Genomic DNA, 22427 nt, shown 5'->3' on the forward strand with positions numbered 1-22427 from the left:
TGTGACAATTTGAAGCGCTTAGCTCTGCAAAGAAACCAGATAGTTTTGAACCCCTTCGCCCGCTGCTCGACCGGTTGCAAGGCATGCTGTCAGCAAATAGCCCCCAGTAGGCGCATCCCAATCCAACATTTCACCGCAAGCAAATACTGCAGGATTGCTCTTCAATTGTAAGCCATCATTTAGGACTGAACGCTTCACACCACCTGCGCAGCTAATCGCCTCATCTATCGGGCGAAATCCATCAAGGTGAATATCTAAATGTTTAATTTTCACTGCTAGTAAGGCCGGCTCATGCCACAAAAATTTATCCACCAGTTCACGAACCAGCGCAGCTTTCGCCACATCTAAACCGGCTTTACGCCAAACATTGGTTAAAGATTGCTTTTTCGAAGGCTGTAATTTCTTAGCCAATTGCTCAACACTTTGATCTGGCAATAAGTCCAAAGTCAGCTGCATGGGCTGAGCAGATTTCACCTGTTGACGCAGTGCTCGACCTTGTTTGTAGATCAATCCACTTTCCAGTCCATAGTGTGAAATGATGATATCACCTTGGGTCGGCTCGGCTTGCTCGACCCATGCATTGACCCGCTTTAAAGGCTGTCCAAACACGGGCTGCATGAACTTCGACCAAACGCGTTCCACACCGGCATTACTGGCCTGAAAAGCTTCAATACTCTCAGGCTGCAGCCATTTTTGCCATGCGCCATCACTGCCTAAACGTGACCAAGACACTGCGCCACATGCCATAATAATTGCATCAAAGCCAAGCACTTGACTTGATTCATCAACAAGGTTTTGAATCGTTAGCTGATTGGACTGTAAGTCCAAAACTTGATGTCGATAATGAAACTGCACCCCATCTAGACTGAGACGTTTTAACCATGCACGCAGCAAAGGCGCAGCTTTCATTTCAATAGGAAAGACCCGACCCGATGAACCAATATAGGTTTCAATACCCAGTCCCATCATCCATTGTTGAATCCATGCTGCATCCCACTGCTTAACCCATGGGCTCAGCCATTCCACTTGATCATAGCGCTGCACAAATTGTTCAATGGGTTCTGCATGCGAAATATTCAGCCCTGTCTTGCCCGCCATTAAAAATTTTCGCGCCGCCGACGGTTTTTGCTCATAAACATGAATGTCATAGTCAAATTGGCTAAGCACTTCCGCCGCCATCAATCCCGCAGGACCTGCCCCAATGATTGCAATACGCTGAGTCATGCCCAATTATTCCGCAGATGCTTCAGTGGGTTGCTTGCCTTGTAGCGGCTGAAAATCATCAAAACGTGTGGTGTAATCTACAGGCTTGGTAATGATTAGCTGCTGACAGAGTTCACCACGTTCAAGATATTTAATTTCAAAATGCGTGCGTGCTGAAGTCTCTGCAATGCGTTCTTTGACAAAAGGCAGCTTCCAAACATCAATTAACTGCTGCTGCGCTTCCTCAATATATTCAGGAATATTACTGGCCAAAGTAATCTGACCACCCGGCTGCAAACGCGACAATAGAAATTCAAAAAATGGCATATTTAACCAGCGCTGTGCAGGATTATGCGGTTCAGGGTTTGGATACAAAATAAAGAATTGCTGTACTTGCGCAGGATGTAAGGCATGCACCGCCCAAGGAATCGCATCTGCATGAACAGGGCTAAGATTTTGCTGCCCTTCAATTTGATGCTGTTTTTGCATCGCAACAAATTTTTCACGGGTACGCTCTACTGCGATCAGCTGAAATTCAGGATGTTGTGCAGTGAATAGTAAGGCGTGTTTTCCTTTGCCTGCACCAATTTCCACACAAATTGGAGTTGGCTGAATGGACTGAAAATCACGGGGAGCATGCATACGCTGCGCTTGAAATTGACGAATAGGCATAAACAGATCAAACTAAACAGAACGGCATAAGTCTAACAACTGCGACTGTATTTGCCTAATTGAATCATCCGTTTTTGCTGGAGTTAAGCATGCCCACCACCATGAATTGTCCACGCTGCGGCGCATTGACGACTTGGGAAAATAATGAATATCGCCCGTTTTGCTCAGATCGTTGTAAATTGATTGATCTCGGTGCATGGGCCAATGATGAATATCGTCTGCCGACACAAGATGCACCTCAGGCTGATGGTGGCCGTGAAGAAGATCAGTTCTAAATACGTTTAGCTCAGATTTAAATATAAAAAAAGGTCTAACCTAGTAGACCTTTTTTTATTTTAACGAATCCAGTTAAAGCATATTGCTTAACCGGCTTTACCCGCAACAAAAGGATTGTGCTGCTTTTCATAACCAATGGTACTCATTGGACCATGCCCTGAAATAAACTGGGTGTCATCTGGCAAGCTAAAACATTCACGCTGAATGGAGTCGAGTAATTGTTGATGGTTACCACGTGGAAAATCTGTCCGGCCTATCGAGCCTTTAAATAACACATCACCCGTCCAAAGCACGGCATATTTTGCGTTATAGAACATGACATGACCCGGTGTATGCCCCGGTGCAAAACGTACTTCAAACTCTTCTTCACCCAGTTTCAGTGTTTCGCCACCTTCTAACCACTGAGTCACATTGACATTTTCAGGGATCGGGAAACCGTATTTCGCAGAAACTTCCTGAATCATGTCCAACCAAAAAGCATCCTCTTTGTGTGGGCCAATCACCGGAACATTCCACGCTTGGGTTAATGCCCCAACCGCACCTGCATGATCTAAATGCCCATGCGTCAGCCACAATGCTTTTACCGTTAAACCAAGCGCTTCAACTTCAGCTTTTAATTTTTCCGGCTCTCCCCCTGCATCAATCAAGACCGCTTCTTTCGACTCAGAGTCCCAAACAATTGAACAGTTTTGTTGAAATGCCGTGACGGGAACGATTTTAACTTGCAACATAGGGCGAAAACCTCAAGGCGATGAATGGGCTAATGTTTGCTTTAAGGCATCAAGATTAGCTTGAAGTAATAAATTGAGCAATGCGACATGATCATCCCGCGCGTTTAATGCTGGAATATAACCATATTCGCCACCGCCTGCAGCTTGGAAAATTTCAGCATTTTGCAGCGCCAACTCTTCTAGCGTTTCCAAACAATCCGCTGAAAATGCAGGGCTCATAACCTGTACCGATTTCACGCCTTGTTTGCCCCACGCTTCCAAAGTGGCATCGGTATAAGGTTTCACCCATTCTTGCTTACCAAAGCGCGATTGGAAACTGATTTCATATTGATCTTCATTTAAACCGAGCGCTTTTGCGACCAAGTGCCCTGTTACACGGCAACGGTCAGCATAGGGATCACCTTTATCGGCATAAGGCTGTGGAATACCGTGGAATGACATCAATAATTTATCTGGTACACCATGTTTAGCTTGATAATCACGCACACTTTGCGCCAAGGCCTGTATAAACACAGGATGCTGGTAATAGTCACGAATAATGCTCAGACCAGGTAAATTACGCTGCTGTGGAATCCATTTAGCAATCGCATCATATAAAGGTGCCGTAGATGTTGCTGAATACTGTGGAAACAACGGAAATAATAGAATATGGTCTTGAGGCTGCTCAGCCAATTGCGCTAAAGCGGCAGAAATCCCCGGATTACCATAAGTCATGGCCGGAATCACATTCAGTTCAAATTCTGGATATTTTGCTGTGAGATGCTGTTTTACTGCGGCGACTTGCTCAAATAAAATTTCACGCATGGGCGAATCATTACCCCAAACCATGTCATAAGCATGTGCAACACGTTTAGGGCGAAATGGCAAAATAAACAAACGTAGAATGATTTGCCATATCGGTTTCGGGATTTCAATCACCCGCTGATCTGACAAAAACTGTTGCAGAAAACGACGCACTGCGGGCACAGTTGGCGCATCAGGCGTACCTAGATTCGCGAGAATAATGGTGACTTTAGCTTTTTCGGCAGGCAACATTACGCTTTTTCCATCAATTTGAATGACGCTAATGTAACAGCTTTTTATCTATTTAATAAAATAGATTAATATGCAGATTTAAATTGAAAAACTCGATCATTATCTAGCAAATTACTTTCTAGTAATTTTTGACCTTTACTGGTTACTTGCCACAACATCCGCTGACGGTCATCTCGGCCATTGGGCACAATCCAGTCATTCTGCCGCATCTGGCTTTTAATGCTGTGTAAAGCACGAATATTCACTTGTGCCCGCGCAACCGCATGAGCACGTGGCATCTCAATACGTGCATCATCCAGACCTGTTTCATTCAAAAACTCATTCATACGTTTAGAGAAGAATTCTTCAGGGGTTGGATTAACAAAGGTTGCGCCTAAAATCGACAAGAGCTGCGCCCACGTCATTTTCTTCTGTACTTTTAATTCTTTGAAATTACCATCTTGATAAGCGTGCATGCGGTATTCAAATGAAAATAGTTCATGCATCGACACTTTTGGTAAAGATAGGAATGGATCAACTTCGCGTTTTCCAGACTCTGTTTCGAGTTGAACTAACTGGGCTTTTAAACGATCAATTTCATCATGTAAAGCTTGAGTATTCTGTGGACGCACCCAACCTGTAACAGGATAGCGTTCTAGCATTTGTGGCATGTTCAATCGAACTGCCATTTCTAAATCACGCAAACTACGATAGGTAAAAACTTGATCGACTTCATTTTGTAATAGTTTTCTAAATTCTTTAAATTTTTCACGAAGTTCAGGTTTAGCATCATGTAAGGCATCATCACGTGAATCTGGATCATCATGCATAAACACAATGACAGGTTTTTGCTTGGTCACCGCATAGATGTATTCAAGGTGCATATAGCCCACACCAGACACAGACTGCTCACCGTATTGACTACCCAATAAAATCATCACATAGTCACAATCGTCAATTTGACGACGTGCAAAAGCAGTGCTCAATGGTGTGCGTTGTTCTAGCCCCCATGAGAAAAACCCCATTCCCACAAGCGTCTGAGCCAAAATAATCCGTTCTGGCTGCATTTCGCTACCAGATGTGGAAATGAATACTTGATAACGCTTATCGAGCATTAGTGATCCTCTCCCGCTGCATAACGCACTCAGCATCGAATTGATCTTAGCTGGAAAATGCGACATGACTACCCCAATAAAAAACTAATTTTTTCATTTAACGTTGTCCAAAATGACTGGTTTAGTCTTCTGAACTTATAAGTCCGATGTTGGCAATGTTCCAAGAAATATCATCTTGAATCAGGCGAGCCACAACCGGTTTTAAATTTTCCGCATTATTGCCACTGACATAGCATTCAATACGCAAACAATTTTCTCTTTTCTGATCAAATAATAACTCATTTTTAATCAAAATTCGGGCTGTTTGTCGTGCAACTGCAAAACCTGAGTCAATTAATGTCAGCTTCTGACCAAAAATATACTGAATTGCCGATTTTAGGAAGGGGTAATGTGTACATCCAAGCACTAAAAAATCTGCACCTTGATTTACAACTGGCTGTAAAACCTCAGTTAATGTGTTAAGACAAGCCTCACTCATCTGCGCGCCTGCTTCTACAAAGGGTACTAATTCCAAACTGGTCACAGTCAGAACATTGACCCCTGCCGGCTCAGCAAAACGATGCATCACATCTTTAATCAACTTTCCACGAAATGTCGCAGGTGTTGCAAGAACAGCCACTGTTTTACTTTTTGTTTGCAGAACGGCAGGCTTTAACGCAGGAACTAAACCAATAATGGGGAAGTTCTCCCCATAATGTTCACGTAAATAATCCAAACTAAAAGCAGATGCCGTGTTACATGCCACGACAGCGACTTTACAGCCTTGGCGGTATAACCACTCTATGGCATGTGCAGTCAATTCACGTATATTTTGATCATCACGTGGCCCATAGGGTACATGTGCAGTATCGGCATAATACACAATACGTTCATTCGGCAAATAGCGCGCAATTTCCAAGGCCACAGATAAGCCACCAATCCCCGAATCAAATAAACCGATCGGTGCATCTGCGCCAGCTTTCGGCATGGGTACATCCAGTGGGTAAATGGGGTGAATGGCGGTCATAGGGTCACTTATATATTGTTCAGAATGACAAGGTGGAAAGCTTAAACCTCAGGTGCCTAATTGCAAGCGCAAATCACCACTTTGTAACACTAAAATGGATTCACCTTTTTCATTTTCAAGCAGTTCACCCATCTCAACCAAATGAAAGAATGCGGCACGCTGGATCAGTGCATTAATTCCAAAACGCACATGTACATAAGGGCGCAATTCACCTTGATATTCACGCATAAAAATAGGATGTTCATCATCCACAACAATCACGTCTTGTGTTGTGGTCGTAAACTGGATATAGCTCTTGTTTTCTAGCTCAAGCATATCGACTTGATTAACAAATAAAGGCTCATCTTCTACCTGTATTTCAATCTGCTCGACTGGGGTCTTTAAATAGAACTTGCTGTCTTCTTTCCATAGTACTGTCGAGAACAAGTCAATAAGCGCTTGGCGTTTGATCAATTGACCATCGTGCCACCATTCTCCATTGGCTGAAACCTTCAAATCCATTGCACCACAATGCTTTGGATGCCATTGATCTAATGGAGGGATTGACCTTTTGTGACCGGACTGTCCATCTTTTAAGTATTGTGCAATGTTCATTAAATTTCTATCATCCCTATTAATGAATTTTTTCGTCGGGTTTTCGTTCAATTGCTGCTTCATCCGCCTAATAAATACCTTAGTGACGGAAAAATAATATGATTCAGCCAATTGGCTAGAACTCGGTTTAAAACTATACTAGCCCACAATATCAAAGACACGATAGAAAAATTGTGTCTGGGCATTAAGAACACTCATGGCAGCACCATTTAAATGAATTGAATGGATGCCACCTTCCGAAATATGAGGAGTCCTACATGGAACACATCGAACGTGAATCGATGGAGTTTGACGTAGTTATCGTCGGTGCAGGTCCTGCCGGCCTATCTGCTGCGATTAAAATTCGTCAACTTGCAATTGAAAATAACCTAAACGATCTGTCTGTTTGTGTCGTGGAAAAGGGCTCCGAAGTAGGTGCGCATATTCTATCGGGTGCTGTGCTTGAACCCCGCGCGATGAATGAATTGTTCCCAGATTGGAAAGAACAAGGCGCACCGTTAAATGTGCCTGTGACTGAAGATAAAACCTTCTTCTTATTGTCTGATGAAAAATCACAAGAAGCACCGCATTGGATGGTGCCAAAAACCATGTATAACGATGGCAACTATGTTATTTCGTTAGGTAACGTGGTTCGCTGGTTAGGTGCTAAAGCTGAAGAATTAGAAGTGTCTATTTTCCCAGGCTTTGCAGCATCTGAAATTCTTTACCATGAAGATGGGACTGTGAAAGGTATTCAGACTGGCGACATGGGTATTGGTAAAGATGGCGAACCAACGCACAACTTTACCCCTGGCTATGAACTTCATGCGAAATACACATTATTTGCTGAAGGCTGTCGTGGTCATTTAGGTAAACGTTTAATCCAAAAATTCAACTTGGATAAAGATGCCGATCCACAACATTACGGTATTGGTATTAAAGAATTATGGGAAATAGATCCTGCTAAACATAAACCAGGTTTGGTGATGCACGGTGCAGGTTGGCCTTTAAGTGAAACAGGTTCTTCAGGCGGTTGGTGGTTATACCACGCTGAGAACAACCAAGTGACTTTGGGCATGATCGTTGACTTATCATATACCAATCCACACATGTATCCATTTATGGAAATGCAGCGTTGGAAAACACATCCACTGATCAAGCAATATCTTGAGGGTGGTAAGCGTATTTCTTATGGCGCACGTGCGGTCGTAAAAGGTGGCTTCAACTCACTACCTAAATTCACTTTCCCAGGTGGTAGCTTAATTGGTGATGACGCAGGTTTCCTAAACTTTGCGAAAATCAAAGGCTCTCATACAGCAATGAAATCAGGCATGCTGTGCGGTGAAGCTGTATTTGAAGCGATTGCTGCGGGTGTGGAAAAAGGTGGTGACCTTGCCATTGCACGTGTGACTGAAGGTGAAGACTTCTTCGCTAAAGAGTTAACTGCGTACACAGACAAGTTCAACAACAGTTGGTTGAAAGAAGAGTTATATAACTCTCGTAACTTCGGCCCTGCTATGCATAAGTTTGGTCAATGGATGGGTGGTGCGTTCAACTTTATTGATCAAAACATCTTTAAAGTGCCGTTCACGCTGCATGACTTACAGCCCGACTTCAGCGCTTTAAAAACTGTCGATGTTGCGAACTTCAAACCGAATTATCCAAAACCAGATGGCAAGCTGACTTTTGACCGTTTGTCTTCAGTATTCGTATCGAATACCGTTCACGAAGAGAACCAGCCTGCGCATTTAAAACTGACAGACGCTTCTATTCCTGTAAATGTGAACTTACCAAAATGGGATGAGCCTGCTCAGCGCTACTGCCCTGCCGGTGTTTATGAAATTATGGAAGAGAATGACGGTTCTAAGCGTTTCCAAATTAACGCAGCAAACTGTGTTCACTGTAAGACGTGTGATATCAAAGATCCGTCTCAAAACATTACTTGGGTAACACCTGAGGGTGGCGGTGGTCCGAACTATCCGAATATGTAATCTTTTTGAGATTGAAATAAACCCGCTTAATGCGGGTTTATTTTTTAATATACAATCACACTCTTTAAATAAATATTATTACAAAAAAACTAATTCCTATAAAAACTGAATTTAATAATTAGTTTATTTTAAATAATTATCAATGTGTCATTTTATATCCATTAGATTTAGATATTTTATAAATAATTAAAAGAAATAATTTCACTAAGCCTAAATAAAAATTTAAATTTCATCTATGTAGTAATATATTCTTTTAGATCCTTCAATTTTATAATAATTAATTTTAATTTTTCTAGAACTTTCCATATTACAAAGCTTACTTACAACTTCATCTCCTCCACCGTACATTGTAACTTCCTTATTTTCAATCAGAAAGTTAAACGATGTAGGCTCTTCATGATTTCGATGAATTTTTTCCAACTTATATTTTAAGGTTAGATCTTTTATCTTAGAAAAATCAGTACTATTAAATGGAAAAATCCCCCTATTAAAACCCCCTAAAAAAATCGCCTGTTTATTTTTCTCGTATAAATATGCTATTTTTTCGTCATCAGCATATACATGCGAGCTAATGAGCACTATAAATAACAATTTAAAAACACTAACAAAATTCATCATAGCTCAATTTATTGATTAAAAATAAAAGACATAATTTTTCTAAAATCAAACCCACTAAATAAAATTAAAAAATCAATATCAACAAAAACCATTGCAAGAAAGTTTAAATAATAACAATCAGAATAAAATTCCGCCTAAAAATTTATTACTTCAAACATTAAAAATACAATTCCATTACACAAAAAAATGTAAAAAACCAAATATACGACATGTAATTCATTTAGAATAAATAAATTCATTCAAACTAGTTAAATAATGAAAATCACCTGCAATAATACTTGGCGATAGCACTCTAAGATCCATAACAACATAATATTTTAGCTCTGCATCATCTATACTTTTTTGATATTCTTCTAGCTTATCCATTTCATTTTTATCTAACTTGAAATGAATACTTTTTTTCATTTTCCCAGGTAATATTAGATTGTTTAATAAATCCTCATTTTTCTCTATCAAATTATATTTATTCAAACTAAATTTAAAAAATGCATTCAAACCATCCCTAATTACTAAATTTGATATTATTTTTCTTCTTCTATTTTCATTACTCACCTCCCAATCATTAACCCCAGTGATTGATATATCTTGCCTAGATAAATTCTCAAATATCAATTCTAAAACATAATCAGATTCACTTTTTTTTATTTTAGTATCAATTTTAAATCCTATTTCCATTTTACTGTCACTGGAATTAATAAAATTTATTTTTTTTCATTAAACCATTTTAAAACTTCCTGCCCATTACTGTCTTTTGAATTAAAAAGTATTGAAGAAACAGTATTCTCACCTGAAATTTCAAAAAATCTAAAATTTAGCTTCTTATCTTTACTACTTTTGACATCATATTTTTTATTAAGCAAGAAAATTTTTTTTCCATATTTGTCATAATCTTCAGCCTCTTTTTCGGTTAAGCTTTTAACAATCAAACCGACTCCGTTTATTTTATTATTTTTACTACCAATTCTATCTACTGTAGAATTTTTCAAATAAAATTCTTTACTATTATTAGCCCAAAATTTTTCTATAAGAGGATTACCCCAATAATTTGGATATGTACTCGTGTAAAACTCTTGATTATTTTTCGCCATTGATACAGTACTCATAAATAAAGTTGAAACCATTATAAATTTAAGATTTAACATCCCAATTAATCCCTGTTTCTTTTTCAAACCAATCTCGAATTTGATGCAGATAATATTCATGCATTTGTGGATTTTTAATTAAAGTTCCTTCACCCATTAAATTATTTTTTGAATTTCTTTTCCAAAAATCTGCAGGCTCTGTAATCTTAAGATCTATTTGATATGGTGGATTACTTGTAGCTAAAGTATACCTTTGATTTACTGCTCCCCCATAAGCAAAATACTCATCTGGCCAATTAAATAAATGACCAGATTCATGCGCATGTATATTATTCGACATCCAACTTGGCTCAAATTTCCAACATCCGAAGTCATATTGTTGAAAATCAGTTAATGAAGTTGAGTTTTCAATAAATTCATAAATTTGATAGTAATCAGTTACCTGTTTTTTCGATGCTTTGTATTCTGCTGTAGTATTTATAGACCAATTACTTGAATCCGCACGAGTACTTAATTTGTATATATTAACTTCATGACCATCTTGTGCTTCTACAACTTCCAACCAAACTGGAACTTTACACGTACATTTTGATTGAGCACAGTTTTTCGGATATAAATAAAAATTATTTTTATTTAAAATTTTCTCAATTTCAGATTTAGCTTTATTAAAGTCAAACCAATCTTTATATGGAATTTCTATATCCTCAAAAGAAAACATGGAATTTTGCAAATCTAAGCTAGAATCATATGGTAATTCTACTTCTATACCACTTTTATTAGTAACTATCTGGTTATTATTGTCAACTAAGACACGCTTTTTTCCTTTAAAAGATATCTTTGTTGTTACTGTTAAGAGGTTTTTAAGTGGATCAAACTTAATATCAAATGGTTGGCTTATCTCTGAATAATCATAAAATTTGACTTTATACCTCTTTGAATTTTCATAATAGTCAACATAACCATCTTCTAAAGTTTCATTTTTTTCTATACCTATTGATATTAAATTTCCGTTTTGATCCGTATCTACAATTTTCCCAGAAAGAGCTTCTGGTAGATAATCAACTATACTAATTGGTTGTAATAAAGATGAACAACTATTTCCATGTAATACTGAATCATTCAACGCCGTGGATGACTCAGCATTAGATATATATTCGGTATTTGAATTTGATTGTTTTAACCTTATAGGACATTCGCTCACTGAATTTTCTTTGATTTTCAGTGCAGGTAAATTTACATTCAAAGTGGGAATCTTGTTCCCTCCCACAAACTTATGCTGCCCCGCCTTCACTTCAAACTTACCGCTAGTAGTAGGCAATACACCCGCACTACTAATCTCAATCTGACTACCACCCGCAACTAAAACAATTTTTTTGCTCGCTTTGATTTCAACTTTATCTTCCGTGGAAATAATTTGAATACCTTTTCGGGCAATCAGATCTGCCCCATCTCCTTGGGCTTGGATTTCAACTTTGCCTTTGCCTGCATACGCACGTAAACCTTCTTGTGCTGCAAATAGACTGATCTTGCTTTGTGCATGGGCAATTAAAGATTTTTGACTGCTGATATTGATGCTATCGCCCGCACTTTGGCTGATCTGCCCATACGCTGAAAGATGAATATCTTCCTGACTACTCACAGCAATGGAGTTTGGTGCAGATAAAATCATTAAGGCTTGTTTAAAGGCATCGGCTTTTTCTTTACTGCCTTTTTCGATTTGGCCAAGGAAGTTTTTCAGATTATCTAAGACTTCAAGCGGGTCAGTTTGCTGGTTTTTCGCCACTTCACTTAAGGCTTTACTGCTGTTTAAGTTGGCTTCGATTTGTTCTTTCGCCGCTTGTGCGTCGAGGTGCATTGCTGCTGCTTGTTGTTGTGGGTGTGTGCTGACAAGGAGCCCCTGTCCTGCACGTACTGCGCCCCACTGGTCGGTTCTCAGTTCAAAGCCTTCGCCTCTTCCCTCACTTTCTGCGGTTTCTTTGGGATGACTGAGGTTACCGAGGTTGAGCTGAGTGGCACCATGGGTGCTTTGTAATTGTGTCGAAATTTGTCCAGTCGTGTCATCAAAGCGCAGTTGTCCAAAACCTTCACCTTGGACTTCCTTACTTTTTATTCCAGCCAATTTTTTGGTGTCAGGTAGTTTGCCTTTACTATCAAATTGGGTTGGACTGCGCTGTGCTTCATGTATGCGCCCCACCACAAATGGTCGGTCGATATTGCCGTCAAAGAAATCAATGACCACGATTTCATTAATACGTGGTAAGAAACGTGCACCATAGCCTTCACCGGCCCATGGGGTAAGCACATCTACCCATGCAGAATCCGTATCATTGTCATTACTGCCTGCACCGCCATCATGGCTGTGGTCATCTCCACGGGTAAATAAAAAGCGGACTTTGATACGCCCCCCATTCATCGACATGTATTTCTTCACCACTTGGCCCGACAACTTTAGCCCGTTGCGGATGGGTGCTTGGACGGTGTTCGAGTGGGTTATATTCAGGAACCGTCACAATATTGCGGCGTTGTAATGTGAGCTGATTGGCCTGACGCTCGGCCTGTTCATGGATGGGTTTAATGTTCCACTGACTTTGTTCAATCAGTTGATTGACTTGTTCAGAGAGATCTTTAGGTAAGTTATTTTGGTTATAGAATTTTTTTTCTGTGATTAAAAATTGTTTGTCTGCACCACTGTGTTGATCGATTTCTGGGTGTTCATTCAATTCAAACCAATAACCCACTTGGGTATCACGCACGGTCGATTGTGCATTGAATTTTTTAGATTGCAGCTCGTGGTAGCGCGTTAGGTTTTGATTCAGTTTTTCAATTTGGCTGTTGGATGAAGCCGTAGCTTGGTCTTCGCCTTTTAAGTCTTGCATCCATGCAGGGCTGACATGCCATGCTTGCTCCAAACTTAAGCTGGCATTGTCTTGGGTTTGGCTATGCTGATGTTTGCTTTGAACTGAACCTGCGCCTTCTTCTTGGTTCAGTCCATCGGCTTGCCAGCGCTGTACATGGACCGCAGTCGGCTGAATGCTACGTTCACCGATCAAGCTGATGATGCTGTCTTGCAGTGGCGCTAGAGCGATGAAAGCGGATACTACGACGGCTGAGCGCTTGATATTGGCTATTGTCATCAATCAGACGAAGTTTTTGTTTTTCAATTGGCGCTGAAGAATGCGGCACTTTCAGCTGCGCTTCATCGATGAGCCAGTTGATACGCTCACTACGCCAAAGTCGGGTTAAAAAGTCATAATCGCTTTCATTCGACTGCATAATGAAAGGTCGGACATCATAGTTCTGACTTAAACCGCTTAGATCAAGCGTTAGACTGGCAGCAAAAAGCGGACTTTTGCTTTGCCATTCTTTAAAGAGAGTTTCACTAACATCACGCACCGATTTGTTCATAAACACACGGCTGTTGCGGCGCTTATGCCACAGCGATGTTGCATCTTCTAAAGTGAGTTTATATAGGGTGAGTGAACCGTCACTCTGCCCTTGGGTGGCTTCGGTGATGATACCGGTGGTGCGGAAGAGTTCGCCCTGATCGGTTACTTGATCAACGGCGACCTGTGCGCCAATAAATTGTTTTAGCGGAATAAGGGCATTAGTAGATAGGCAAATCAAAGTCGCTTGCAGGCCTTGGTTTAAGACATGCTCCCCATCAATACGTTGAATAAAAAGCTCATCATTCAACGCAGGGTTGGAAAATTGCACATGAATGGCACGTTTTTGGGCGGATAAGCCTAATTTTTCAAGTATAAGAGCAATCGAATTTAACATTTTAAAAGTCTGTTTTTTAAACTTTGTATAATTATGCTGCGAATGATATAGGCTAGCCATCAGACTTGACCAGCCTATTTTATTAATAATAAATGTAACATCTTAATAATTATTATTTTTTACAATCTCTTTAATTAACCTTTCTGAACCAAATAATGAAATTCTTTATTTCCATTTTCATCAAGACGTTCTTCTTGAAGCAATAGCTCATGACCTAAATGCATACAAAATTTCGGAATATCCCAAGAGGTCGAATTATCTGTTGCAAAAACCTCAACAATATCGCCCGATTTTGATTTACGAATGGCTTGATGCAACATCATCACAGGCTCAGGGCAACGTAAGCCACGGGTGTTTAATTGAATTGATGGGGGCACAGAAGGCTCAGACATTAGAAAACTCAGCATTAAAATCTAAGGCTATTTTAGCATAATCCTGAAGACTGAATGTTAGCTTGAAAAATGCAGGTGAAAGTCTCTTAAAATGACTTGATCGCTCATCATCTAGATCAACATTAACAATAGACAACTGTATTTTCTACGGTATGATAAAATCATCATTTATTAGATATTAAGAGTCTTTAGGAAAGATCATGCAAGAGGAATCCGGCCCGTCGTGGGGCATGCGCGGCTTACGTAAATGGCTGGGCACTGCACCAGAAACCCGTGACGAACTGTTGAAATTGGTACAAGATTCACGTCGCTTCTTAGAACCCGATACAGTTGCCATGCTCGAAGGGGTACTCGACTTACCTGCAACTAAAATCCGCGAGGTCATGACCCCCCGTACTGCGATGATCAGCTTGCAAGAAGATGATGAGCTATTAGATATTTTGCATGTACTTGTTGAATCTGCACACTCACGTTTCCCAGTCTTTTCCTCAGACCAGCCAGACAATGTTGTCGGTATTTTGTTGGCCAAAGATTTGTTGCCATTTTTGACAGAACCGACCACCAAAGTCGATATTCGTGCATTAATGCGTCAACCCTTATTTGTACCTGAGAGCGCGCGTTCTGACCAAGTTTTACGTATGTTGAAAAATACCCAAACCCATATCGCTGTTGTTATTGATGAATATGGCACAACTTCAGGCTTAGTCACTTTAGAGGACATTCTTGAAGAAATTGTGGGTGAAATTGAAGATGAACACGACAAAGTCGATGAAGAAGCTCAATTTATCATTCCAGATGAAGACCCACTAAGTGCAAATACATGGTTGGTTCAAGCACTTACACCAATTGAACACTTTAACAATCTTTTAGATGCTGATTTTTCAGATGATGAAGTAGAAACTGTGGGCGGCTTACTGCTACAAGAAATGGGCTTGGTCAGTGATTTACAAGGTCAAGTGATTGAACTTGAAAACTGGGAATTTACCATTTTGGAGGCAGATGCACGTACCATTCATCTGATCCGAGCTGTCCGTAAATGAGAACCTACTTTGATAAGCTGCTAAACCATTCACAACAAAAAAAACAGCTACCTTTCATCTATCCTTTGCTGATCGCATTATTTTCAGGTGCCATATTCAGCTTGTCGCTGGCACCTTATCATTATTGGTGGTTGGCAATTTTATCTCCAGCCCTGTTGTATGCCTGCCTAAGTCAACGTGCACCTAAACAATCGTTTTTCATTGGTCTAGCTTATGGCTTTGGCTTATGGTTTGTCGGGGCTTTTTGGCTATATACCTCAATCCATGTCTATGGTGATACCAATTCAGCACTCAGTGTTTTGATGATTGCCATTATGGCGATTGTGATGGGGCTGTTTACCGCAGTTCAGAGTTGGCTCTACCGCCGCTTCTTTCCAGAAACCCCACTGACCTTTGCGCCACTGTGGGTGTTTTTCGAGTGGAGTAAAACTTGGGTCTTTACCGGTTTTCCATGGCTGTTTGCAGGTTATGCCTTTACTGAACGGTTCCTCGATGGCTATGCGCCATTATTCGGGATCTTTGGGGTGTCTTTTGCGGTCATTTTATTGGCCTGTGCCTTAGTTGAAATCCTGCGTAAACGCATATTTTGGATTGTTCCATCTGCCCTTGTTTTGCTCGGCGCATGGGGTGCAGCGCAACTGCAATTTGTTCAGCCTAAAAATGAAAAACCGCTGAGTGTTTCCTTAATTCAAGGCAATATTCCACAAGATTTAAAATGGTTAACAGAATACCAAGCTCAAACCTTAATGAAATATGCGTCATTAAGTCGGACCGAATGGGGGCGTGATGTCATTGTTTGGCCGGAATCCTCCATTCCAATGTTCCAAACCGATATTGAGCCGTTTCTGGATGCGATGAAAGTCCAAACCAATAAAACAGGGACGGCTTGGGTGACAGGTATTCCCTATTGGGATTTAGCGGAAACACAGCAAAACCAACACCCTATGTATTACAACACCATCATGGCAACTGGTGATGAATCTTCTGGTCTATATAAGAAGCAACGCCTAGTTCCGTTTGGTGAATACATTCCGCTTTCAGGGATGTTAAGTTGGGTACTGCCTGCCCTACAAAATGACCCGTCGATGAGTGGCTTTTCACGTGGTGAAAATAACCAAAAGCCTTTGAATGTTAAAGGTCATGATTTAGGTGCAGCGATTTGCTATGAAGTGGCTTATCCCAACTTAACGCGCCGTAATGCCAGTCAAAGTGATTATCTGGTGACCATTTCCAATGACGCATGGTTTACTGGAACAGCGAGCCCGCATCAGCACCTACAAATGGTTCAAATGCGTGCCAAAGAAAATGGCCGTTGGTTTATCCGTGCAACCAATACCGGCATTACCGCCTTTATTGATCATAATGGTCACATTGTGAAGCAGGCACCGATGGATAAAGATGCGGTACTGCGTGGTGATTTACCCGCCATGCAAGGCGAGACACTTTACACACGCTTAAGTGATTGGCCTGTGTTGATTTTCTCATTCTTGTTATTGGTTCTCGGTTGGATTTATCGCCCGCGTAAAGTTGATATTTCTTTTAAATCACGCCGTTAATTCCGCTACAAAAGATCAAAAAAACCGAGCCAAAGCTCGGTTTTTTATTGATAAACTTTCAGGGTGCCAGTTCACCCTACTTTTTCAAAGTAACTTGGTGCCTAGGGGAATCTCTGTATCAGGCACACAAAGAGCAACATGCCCCTCTGCATTATGAAAACCTGTGACCAATCACTCTGACTGGATCGGACCAATTTGTTTTTTTGGAAAATTTACGACGGCAACGACCAATTTTCCCACTAGATTTTCCGGCTGATATAGCTGTGTAATTTGTGCACTGGACTTTTTAATGCCCAGTTCCTCTCCAAAATCCACATGAAGAATGTACGCGGGTTTACGTGCTTGCTCAAAGACTTCAGCCTGCACAATTTTCCCCACACGTAATTCAACTTTCAAAAAATCTTGCCAATCGATCTGTTGCATTTTTCCCTCTTTCTTTTCTTTGTTGTACTTCATCCAACTATCTAAGATCTGATATCTAAAGATTATAAAAATTTCATTCAGGCTGACCATATGTGAAACAGACATTCGATGCGTCAAAACGGACAAAGCAAGGTTATGTTAGAGCGCGTACCATGTAGAAGTATGCACTGATGTACGCTACGAACTGTTCATTAACACGAGACATAAAAAAACTGGAGCAAGCTCCAGTTTTGAAGGTTTAATTTTGGGGTTATAACTGCGTAACTAAATAGGAAAGCATGGCAGCTAAAGACACCATTGGAATATATCGATAAAGACGAACAACCATTTGTTCGATGGCAGATGCATGTTCTTGTTTTAAATTTGCCACAGTCGCTTTTAATGCAGACCAAAAACTTAAAGCCAGTAATGAACTCATTAAGCTCATGGCAAAGAAACCCACCATAATTTGGCTACTGCCCTCAGTGCTTTGCCATAAATACACAATGCCTTGACTGATCGGCAGAATACTTAAAATCAAAAGAACAGATTTCAGCATAGACCAATGAAATTGGTTAATTTCATCCGTTAATAATAATGCTTTCATACTATCCTCCATGGCTAAAAAAGTACCATAAAAGATATTATGCGCGGTTTTATTTAAATGAAAAGCCTATATTTATTCATATTTTGCGATTATTGTAATCAATAAAATTGGGAATAATTCTTATTATAAATATCACATATTTCATATTATGTTATTTAAAGTAAATTCAACAACTTAATATTAATTTTATAATTAAGATTTATTATCACTTCACTCAATATTGAAACATCCTATTAAGTGAAGTGATTAATTCCATTAAAACTGAATTTATAATTATTCTCAGTTAGTGTTTATAGTAAATATCAGCATCATTTTCTTCACCGCCAGACTGACCATCCGCACCAAATGAATAAAGATCATAAGGACGGCCTTCAGAACCGGGAATCACATATTGGATGTCATTGTCCCAACTGTCTTTTGGATAGCCACCTTTGATATAGCCACCTGGCAACCAGTTTTTAGCAGACTCAGGTTTAGTGACCAAAGCATTTAATCCACCGTCTTGCATTGAAGGGAATTTACCATTATCCATTTTGTATTGATCTAATGAGCCAGCGACACTTTTTAAAGTAATTGCTGTGGTATCAACTTTGGCTTTTTCACCACGGCCCATCACGTTCGGTACAATCAGCGCTGCCAAAACACCTAAAATGACAATGACCACCATCACTTCAATTAAAGTAAAACCTTGTTGCTTCATATTTTTTGTCTTCACTTGCATGTTACAAATCTCTGTTCACATCATTGTTCGAATGTCTTAAATCATATTATTCATATTCACGATTGGCAGCATCACAGCAATCACGATCACCAGTACAATGCTCGCCATAAATACCAACATCAGCGGTTCAAGCAACGCCAATAAAGTTGAAATTAAAGTCGTCACTTCTCGGTCTTGCATCGTCGACGCACGTTCTAGCATCCGGTCTAATTCGCCTGAACTTTCACCACTTTTGATCATTTGTACCATCATCGGTGGGAAATAACCACTTCGCTCAAGCTGTGTTGCTAAATTACCACCTTCTGTTACTTTCTCTGCCGCAAGGTTGACCGAATCTCGAATCACCCAATTATTACTGACCGCTGCGCCAATTTTTAAAGCATCGACCAATGGCACACCAGACTTGGTTAAAATCGATAAGGTACTGGCAAAACGAGCGGCATTAATGCCTTTAGACAGTTTGGAAAATAACGGTAATTTCAAGGTCAAACGGTCAAACGCATAATGTCCCGCTGCTGTTCTGAGGAATCGAACCAAGAGAAAAATCGAGACTACGCTACCGACCAATAAAAATGGCCAGGCCATTCGAATAAAATCACTGGCTTTCATTAAAGCGACCGTTATCCACGGCAAGGCATCTTTGCTTTGATCAAAGGTTTTGACAATATCTGGGACCACATAGGTCATGAGTCCCATCACAATCCCGAAAGACATTAACATCAGGATGATCGGATAAATCATCGCACCCTGCACTTTCTTTTGCATGGCAAAGCGATTTTCGGTGTAATCGGCAAGTTGGTCGAGAATGAGATCGAGATGGCCTGAACGCTCACCTGCTGCAATCGTGGCAATATACAGTTCAGGAAAGCGTCCCGCTTGTTGTAGTGCGTTGGCTAAAGAATGTCCTTCCAAAACTTTAGAACGCACCGACATCAACAGGTTTTGCACATGGGCTTTTTCGTTTTGTTTTCCCACAGCACGAATCGCTTCTTCTAATGGAATTGCAGCGGCAACCAAAACTGAAAGTTGGCGAGTCAATAAAGCCAAGTCATAGGCATTCAGCCCTTTTTGAAACCAGCGCTGCTGCGCGTGTTTGTCTTTTTGCTCTATCGGATCGACAGCAACTGGAATGAGTGACTGATCTCTGAGCTGTTGACGAATTTGACGCGCAGAATCACCCTCAAGTACACCCTTCTGCTGCTTCCCTGAAGCGTCTATGGCAGTAAACTGATATGCAGGCATTGTAATGCTCTAATTTTCCAAAATTTCTATCAGCGCAGTTGCGTCTGACCATCAAAATCATTCATATTCTTAGATATAAAATATGAGCTCACTCTAACACAACTCCTTTACGATCACGACGAAATTTAATCAGGAACTTATCCACGTTTTATGGCAAATTCAGCGAGCATTGCAACACCTATTTACCGCGTTCGAGTCGCCGTTCCGGTATATTTATACGACTGCTTCGATTACAGCTTAAACCAAGAGCAATACCAACAAGCTGAAGTAGGTGCACGCGTTGCTGTATCTTTTGGTCGGCAAAATTTGACCGGTATCATCGTGGAAAAAATTGCTCCCGATGCACCACTCGATTCAAGCTTTAAACTCAAGGCCATTACCGAACTTCTTGATGATCGTGCCATTTTAGATGAGAAAGTTTTAAATTTATTGACATGGTCTGCACAGTATTACCAATTTCCGATTGGTGAAGTGATGCAAAGTGCCCTTCCGACGCTGTTACGCCAAGGAAAGCCCTATAATTTACTGGCACGGACATGGAATCTGATCGACCATAATGCTGAAGCCAAAATTAAACGTTCAGAGCGTCAGCAAGAAGCGTATAAAATACTAAAATTACATCCCACAGGCACAGGTGAAAATCTTTTAAATTTGTCAGGTGTGGAAACAGCAACACTCAAAGCCTTAGAGAAAAAAGGCATCTGCGAATGTGTGTTAGCAGAACAAGACTTTAGCCCGATGCCGATGAGCATGGCGCAAATGCCACTTACAGCAAACCCTGACCAAAAAAAAGCGATCGATAGCGTATTAAAAGCACGTAAAAAATATCAGGCCTTCCTGCTCGATGGCTTAACTGGCAGTGGTAAAACTGAAGTCTATTTACAAATCATGCAAGAGGTTCTAAAGCAAGGCAAACAAGTCTTGGTTTTAGTGCCTGAAATTGGACTTACCCCACAGACCATTAGCCGTTTCCAATCACGTTTTCATTGCAATATTGCTCTACTACATTCGGGTTTGAACGATTCAAAACGTATGCAAGCTTGGCAAGCTGCGCAAACAGGTAAGGCGTCAATTATCTTAGGCACACGTTCTGCAATTTATACCCCACTGCCTAATCTAGGTTTAATTGTGATTGATGAAGAGCATGATCTGTCCTTTAAACAACAAGAAGGCTTTCGCTATCACGCTCGGGATGTCGCACTTTACCGTGGGCATCTGGAACAATGCCCCGTAATTTTAGGTTCTGCCACGCCTAGCATTGAATGCTATGCCCTTGCCAAACAAGGCAAGATGACAATTTTGGAACTAAACCAACGCGCAGGCACCGCGGTCATGCCGAAAATGCACATCCTTGATCTGAAAGTGGCACAGAAGCAGCATGGAATCAGCCAATTATTAATTGGTGAAATCCGTAAACGGCTTGCAAAAAAAGAGCAAGTATTGGTGTTTTTAAACCGCCGGGGTTATGCACCTGTACTGATTTGTGAAAGTTGTGCATGGCAAGCTAAATGCCCACATTGCGATGCCAATTTCACGGTTCATCGTACACCTTATCAACATTTACATTGTCATCACTGCGGCACCATTCACCGTATGCCAGATCAATGTCCACAGTGTAATCATCAGGAGCTCAAATCTATTGGGATGGGCACAGCCAAAGTTGAAGAAAGTTTAAATGAGTTGTTTCCTGAACATGACATCATTCGAGTGGATCGTGACTCGACCAGCCGCGTTGGTAGTTGGCAAAAGATTTATGAAAAAATTCAAAAAAGTGAGCCTGCTATTTTACTTGGTACACAAATGCTGGCCAAAGGTCATCATTTCCCTTACGTCACCTTGGTGGCGATTTTAGATATCGATTCAGGTCTGCTGAGTGTGGACTTCCGTGCCATCGAACGTACCGCTCAACTCATTGTGCAAGTCACAGGGCGTGCCGGCCGTGGCGAACGTAAAGGCGATGTATTCCTACAAACATTAAGACCCGACCATCCGCTTTTGAATATTTTGGTCAATGAAAACTATCGAAAATTTGCCAAAGAAACCATGAAAGAACGGGAAATGGCACAAATGCCACCGTTTCGCTATGCCGCATTGGTGCGCTGTGAGTCCAAAAACCAAGAACTCAATACTGAATTTTTACAGCAATATGCCCAATTGTTGCGTCAGGATTCTGCTGGAATTATTGACATTTGGGGGCCGATTCCTGCCCCGATGGAGCGCAAAGCGGGACGTTATCAATCCCACATGGTTTTGCTGTCAACAGATCGTGCACGCTTACATTATTATCTGCGTTATTGGTGGCAAAACATCTTGCATAACAAGCCATCAAATATGAAATTGAGCCTCGATATAGACCCACAGGAACTCAGTTAAACGCGTACAATTCAGTCTGAAAATATCAGTCAT

Annotated in this window: 19 protein-coding genes and 2 pseudogenes; 5 read left to right on the top strand and 16 right to left on the bottom strand. The window is 40.7% G+C overall.

The window, feature by feature from the left end; all coding sequences use genetic code 11:
* Nucleotides 1–18 precede the first annotated feature (18 nt).
* Entirely contained in the window at nucleotides 19–1224 is a 1206-nt protein-coding gene (locus FTU62_RS00670; protein ID WP_180101479.1) for a TIGR03862 family flavoprotein, read from the bottom strand.
* A gap of 6 nt (nucleotides 1225–1230) precedes the next feature.
* Nucleotides 1231–1881, bottom strand: coding sequence for an SAM-dependent methyltransferase (locus FTU62_RS00675; protein ID WP_180101722.1), 651 nt, complete (start codon nucleotides 1879–1881; stop codon nucleotides 1231–1233).
* 83 nt (nucleotides 1882–1964) lie between these two features.
* Between FTU62_RS00675 and FTU62_RS00680 the strand changes: the two genes are divergently transcribed.
* On the top strand, nucleotides 1965–2150 hold the full coding sequence (locus tag FTU62_RS00680; RefSeq protein ID WP_078189771.1) for a DNA gyrase inhibitor YacG: 186 nt from the start codon (nucleotides 1965–1967) through the stop codon (nucleotides 2148–2150).
* 87 nt (nucleotides 2151–2237) lie between these two features.
* Here the strand turns inward: FTU62_RS00680 and FTU62_RS00685 are convergent, their stop codons facing one another.
* The 5 genes from FTU62_RS00685 to FTU62_RS00705 form a co-directional block, all read right to left on the bottom strand.
* The gene (locus tag FTU62_RS00685; protein WP_180101481.1) at nucleotides 2238–2882 is read right to left on the bottom strand and encodes an MBL fold metallo-hydrolase; all 645 of its coding nucleotides are present in this window, start codon (nucleotides 2880–2882) and stop codon (nucleotides 2238–2240) included.
* A gap of 12 nt (nucleotides 2883–2894) precedes the next feature.
* Entirely contained in the window at nucleotides 2895–3917 is a 1023-nt protein-coding gene (gene hemH, locus FTU62_RS00690; RefSeq protein WP_180101483.1) for a ferrochelatase, read from the bottom strand.
* 65 nt (nucleotides 3918–3982) lie between these two features.
* The gene (locus FTU62_RS00695) at nucleotides 3983–5011 is read right to left on the bottom strand and encodes a DUF4062 domain-containing protein (RefSeq protein ID WP_067764038.1); all 1029 of its coding nucleotides are present in this window, start codon (nucleotides 5009–5011) and stop codon (nucleotides 3983–3985) included.
* 121 nt (nucleotides 5012–5132) lie between these two features.
* Nucleotides 5133–6017 (bottom strand): glutamate racemase, encoded by an 885-nt coding sequence (gene murI / locus FTU62_RS00700; protein WP_067764041.1) that lies wholly within the window; start codon nucleotides 6015–6017, stop codon nucleotides 5133–5135.
* Between the two features lie 48 nt (nucleotides 6018–6065).
* Nucleotides 6066–6674 (bottom strand): DUF1285 domain-containing protein, encoded by a 609-nt coding sequence (locus tag FTU62_RS00705; protein WP_180101485.1) that lies wholly within the window; start codon nucleotides 6672–6674, stop codon nucleotides 6066–6068.
* 194 nt (nucleotides 6675–6868) lie between these two features.
* Between FTU62_RS00705 and FTU62_RS00710 the strand changes: the two genes are divergently transcribed.
* Complete coding sequence (locus FTU62_RS00710) at nucleotides 6869–8581, top strand: electron transfer flavoprotein-ubiquinone oxidoreductase (RefSeq protein ID WP_180101487.1); 1713 nt, start codon at nucleotides 6869–6871, stop codon at nucleotides 8579–8581.
* Nucleotides 8582–8803: 222 nt separating this feature from the next.
* On the opposite strand, the gene FTU62_RS00715 is transcribed toward FTU62_RS00710, so the two are convergent.
* The 5 genes and pseudogenes from FTU62_RS00715 to tusA all read right to left on the bottom strand — a co-directional run bounded on the left by FTU62_RS00715 (nucleotide 8804) and on the right by tusA (nucleotide 14453).
* Complete coding sequence (locus FTU62_RS00715) at nucleotides 8804–9196, bottom strand: hypothetical protein (protein ID WP_180101489.1); 393 nt, start codon at nucleotides 9194–9196, stop codon at nucleotides 8804–8806.
* 219 nt (nucleotides 9197–9415) lie between these two features.
* The gene (locus FTU62_RS00720; protein WP_180101490.1) at nucleotides 9416–9874 is read right to left on the bottom strand and encodes a hypothetical protein; all 459 of its coding nucleotides are present in this window, start codon (nucleotides 9872–9874) and stop codon (nucleotides 9416–9418) included.
* Nucleotides 9875–9900: 26 nt separating this feature from the next.
* Complete coding sequence (locus tag FTU62_RS00725) at nucleotides 9901–10341, bottom strand: hypothetical protein (protein WP_180101492.1); 441 nt, start codon at nucleotides 10339–10341, stop codon at nucleotides 9901–9903.
* A 1159-nt stretch (nucleotides 10342–11500) separates the two neighbouring features.
* Nucleotides 11501–14061: pseudogene (locus tag FTU62_RS00730) on the bottom strand (type VI secretion system Vgr family protein); the annotation flags it as partial.
* 134 nt (nucleotides 14062–14195) lie between these two features.
* Complete coding sequence (gene tusA / locus FTU62_RS00735; RefSeq protein WP_078189780.1) at nucleotides 14196–14453, bottom strand: sulfurtransferase TusA; 258 nt, start codon at nucleotides 14451–14453, stop codon at nucleotides 14196–14198.
* A gap of 200 nt (nucleotides 14454–14653) precedes the next feature.
* On the opposite strand from tusA, the gene FTU62_RS00740 reads away from it, so the two are divergent.
* Nucleotides 14654–15493 (top strand): HlyC/CorC family transporter, encoded by an 840-nt coding sequence (locus tag FTU62_RS00740; RefSeq protein WP_078189781.1) that lies wholly within the window; start codon nucleotides 14654–14656, stop codon nucleotides 15491–15493.
* Complete coding sequence (gene lnt / locus FTU62_RS00745) at nucleotides 15490–17049, top strand: apolipoprotein N-acyltransferase (protein WP_180101494.1); 1560 nt, start codon at nucleotides 15490–15492, stop codon at nucleotides 17047–17049. Before FTU62_RS00740 ends, lnt begins: the two co-directional genes overlap by 4 nt.
* Before the next feature lie 84 nt (nucleotides 17050–17133).
* On the opposite strand, the pseudogene FTU62_RS00750 reads toward lnt, so the two are convergent.
* From FTU62_RS00750 to gspF, 4 genes and pseudogenes are all read right to left on the bottom strand, one after another.
* Nucleotides 17134–17472, bottom strand: a pseudogene (locus tag FTU62_RS00750) (tRNA-binding protein).
* A gap of 250 nt (nucleotides 17473–17722) precedes the next feature.
* Nucleotides 17723–18058: a hypothetical protein gene (locus tag FTU62_RS00755; RefSeq protein WP_078189783.1), complete on the bottom strand. Its 336-nt coding sequence runs from the start codon at nucleotides 18056–18058 to the stop codon at nucleotides 17723–17725.
* A gap of 283 nt (nucleotides 18059–18341) precedes the next feature.
* The gene (gspG, locus tag FTU62_RS00760; protein ID WP_373683025.1) at nucleotides 18342–18758 is read right to left on the bottom strand and encodes a type II secretion system major pseudopilin GspG; all 417 of its coding nucleotides are present in this window, start codon (nucleotides 18756–18758) and stop codon (nucleotides 18342–18344) included.
* A 57-nt stretch (nucleotides 18759–18815) separates the two neighbouring features.
* The gene (gspF, locus tag FTU62_RS00765) at nucleotides 18816–20021 is read right to left on the bottom strand and encodes a type II secretion system inner membrane protein GspF (RefSeq protein WP_078189785.1); all 1206 of its coding nucleotides are present in this window, start codon (nucleotides 20019–20021) and stop codon (nucleotides 18816–18818) included.
* Between the two features lie 150 nt (nucleotides 20022–20171).
* On the opposite strand from gspF, the gene FTU62_RS00770 reads away from it, so the two are divergent.
* Entirely contained in the window at nucleotides 20172–22394 is a 2223-nt protein-coding gene (locus FTU62_RS00770; protein ID WP_180101496.1) for a primosomal protein N', read from the top strand.
* Nucleotides 22395–22427: the final 33 nt, after the last annotated feature.

It is taken from the genome of Acinetobacter sp. YH12126 (assembly GCF_013418745.1).
Classification (GTDB): Bacteria; Pseudomonadota; Gammaproteobacteria; order Pseudomonadales; family Moraxellaceae; genus Acinetobacter; species Acinetobacter amyesii.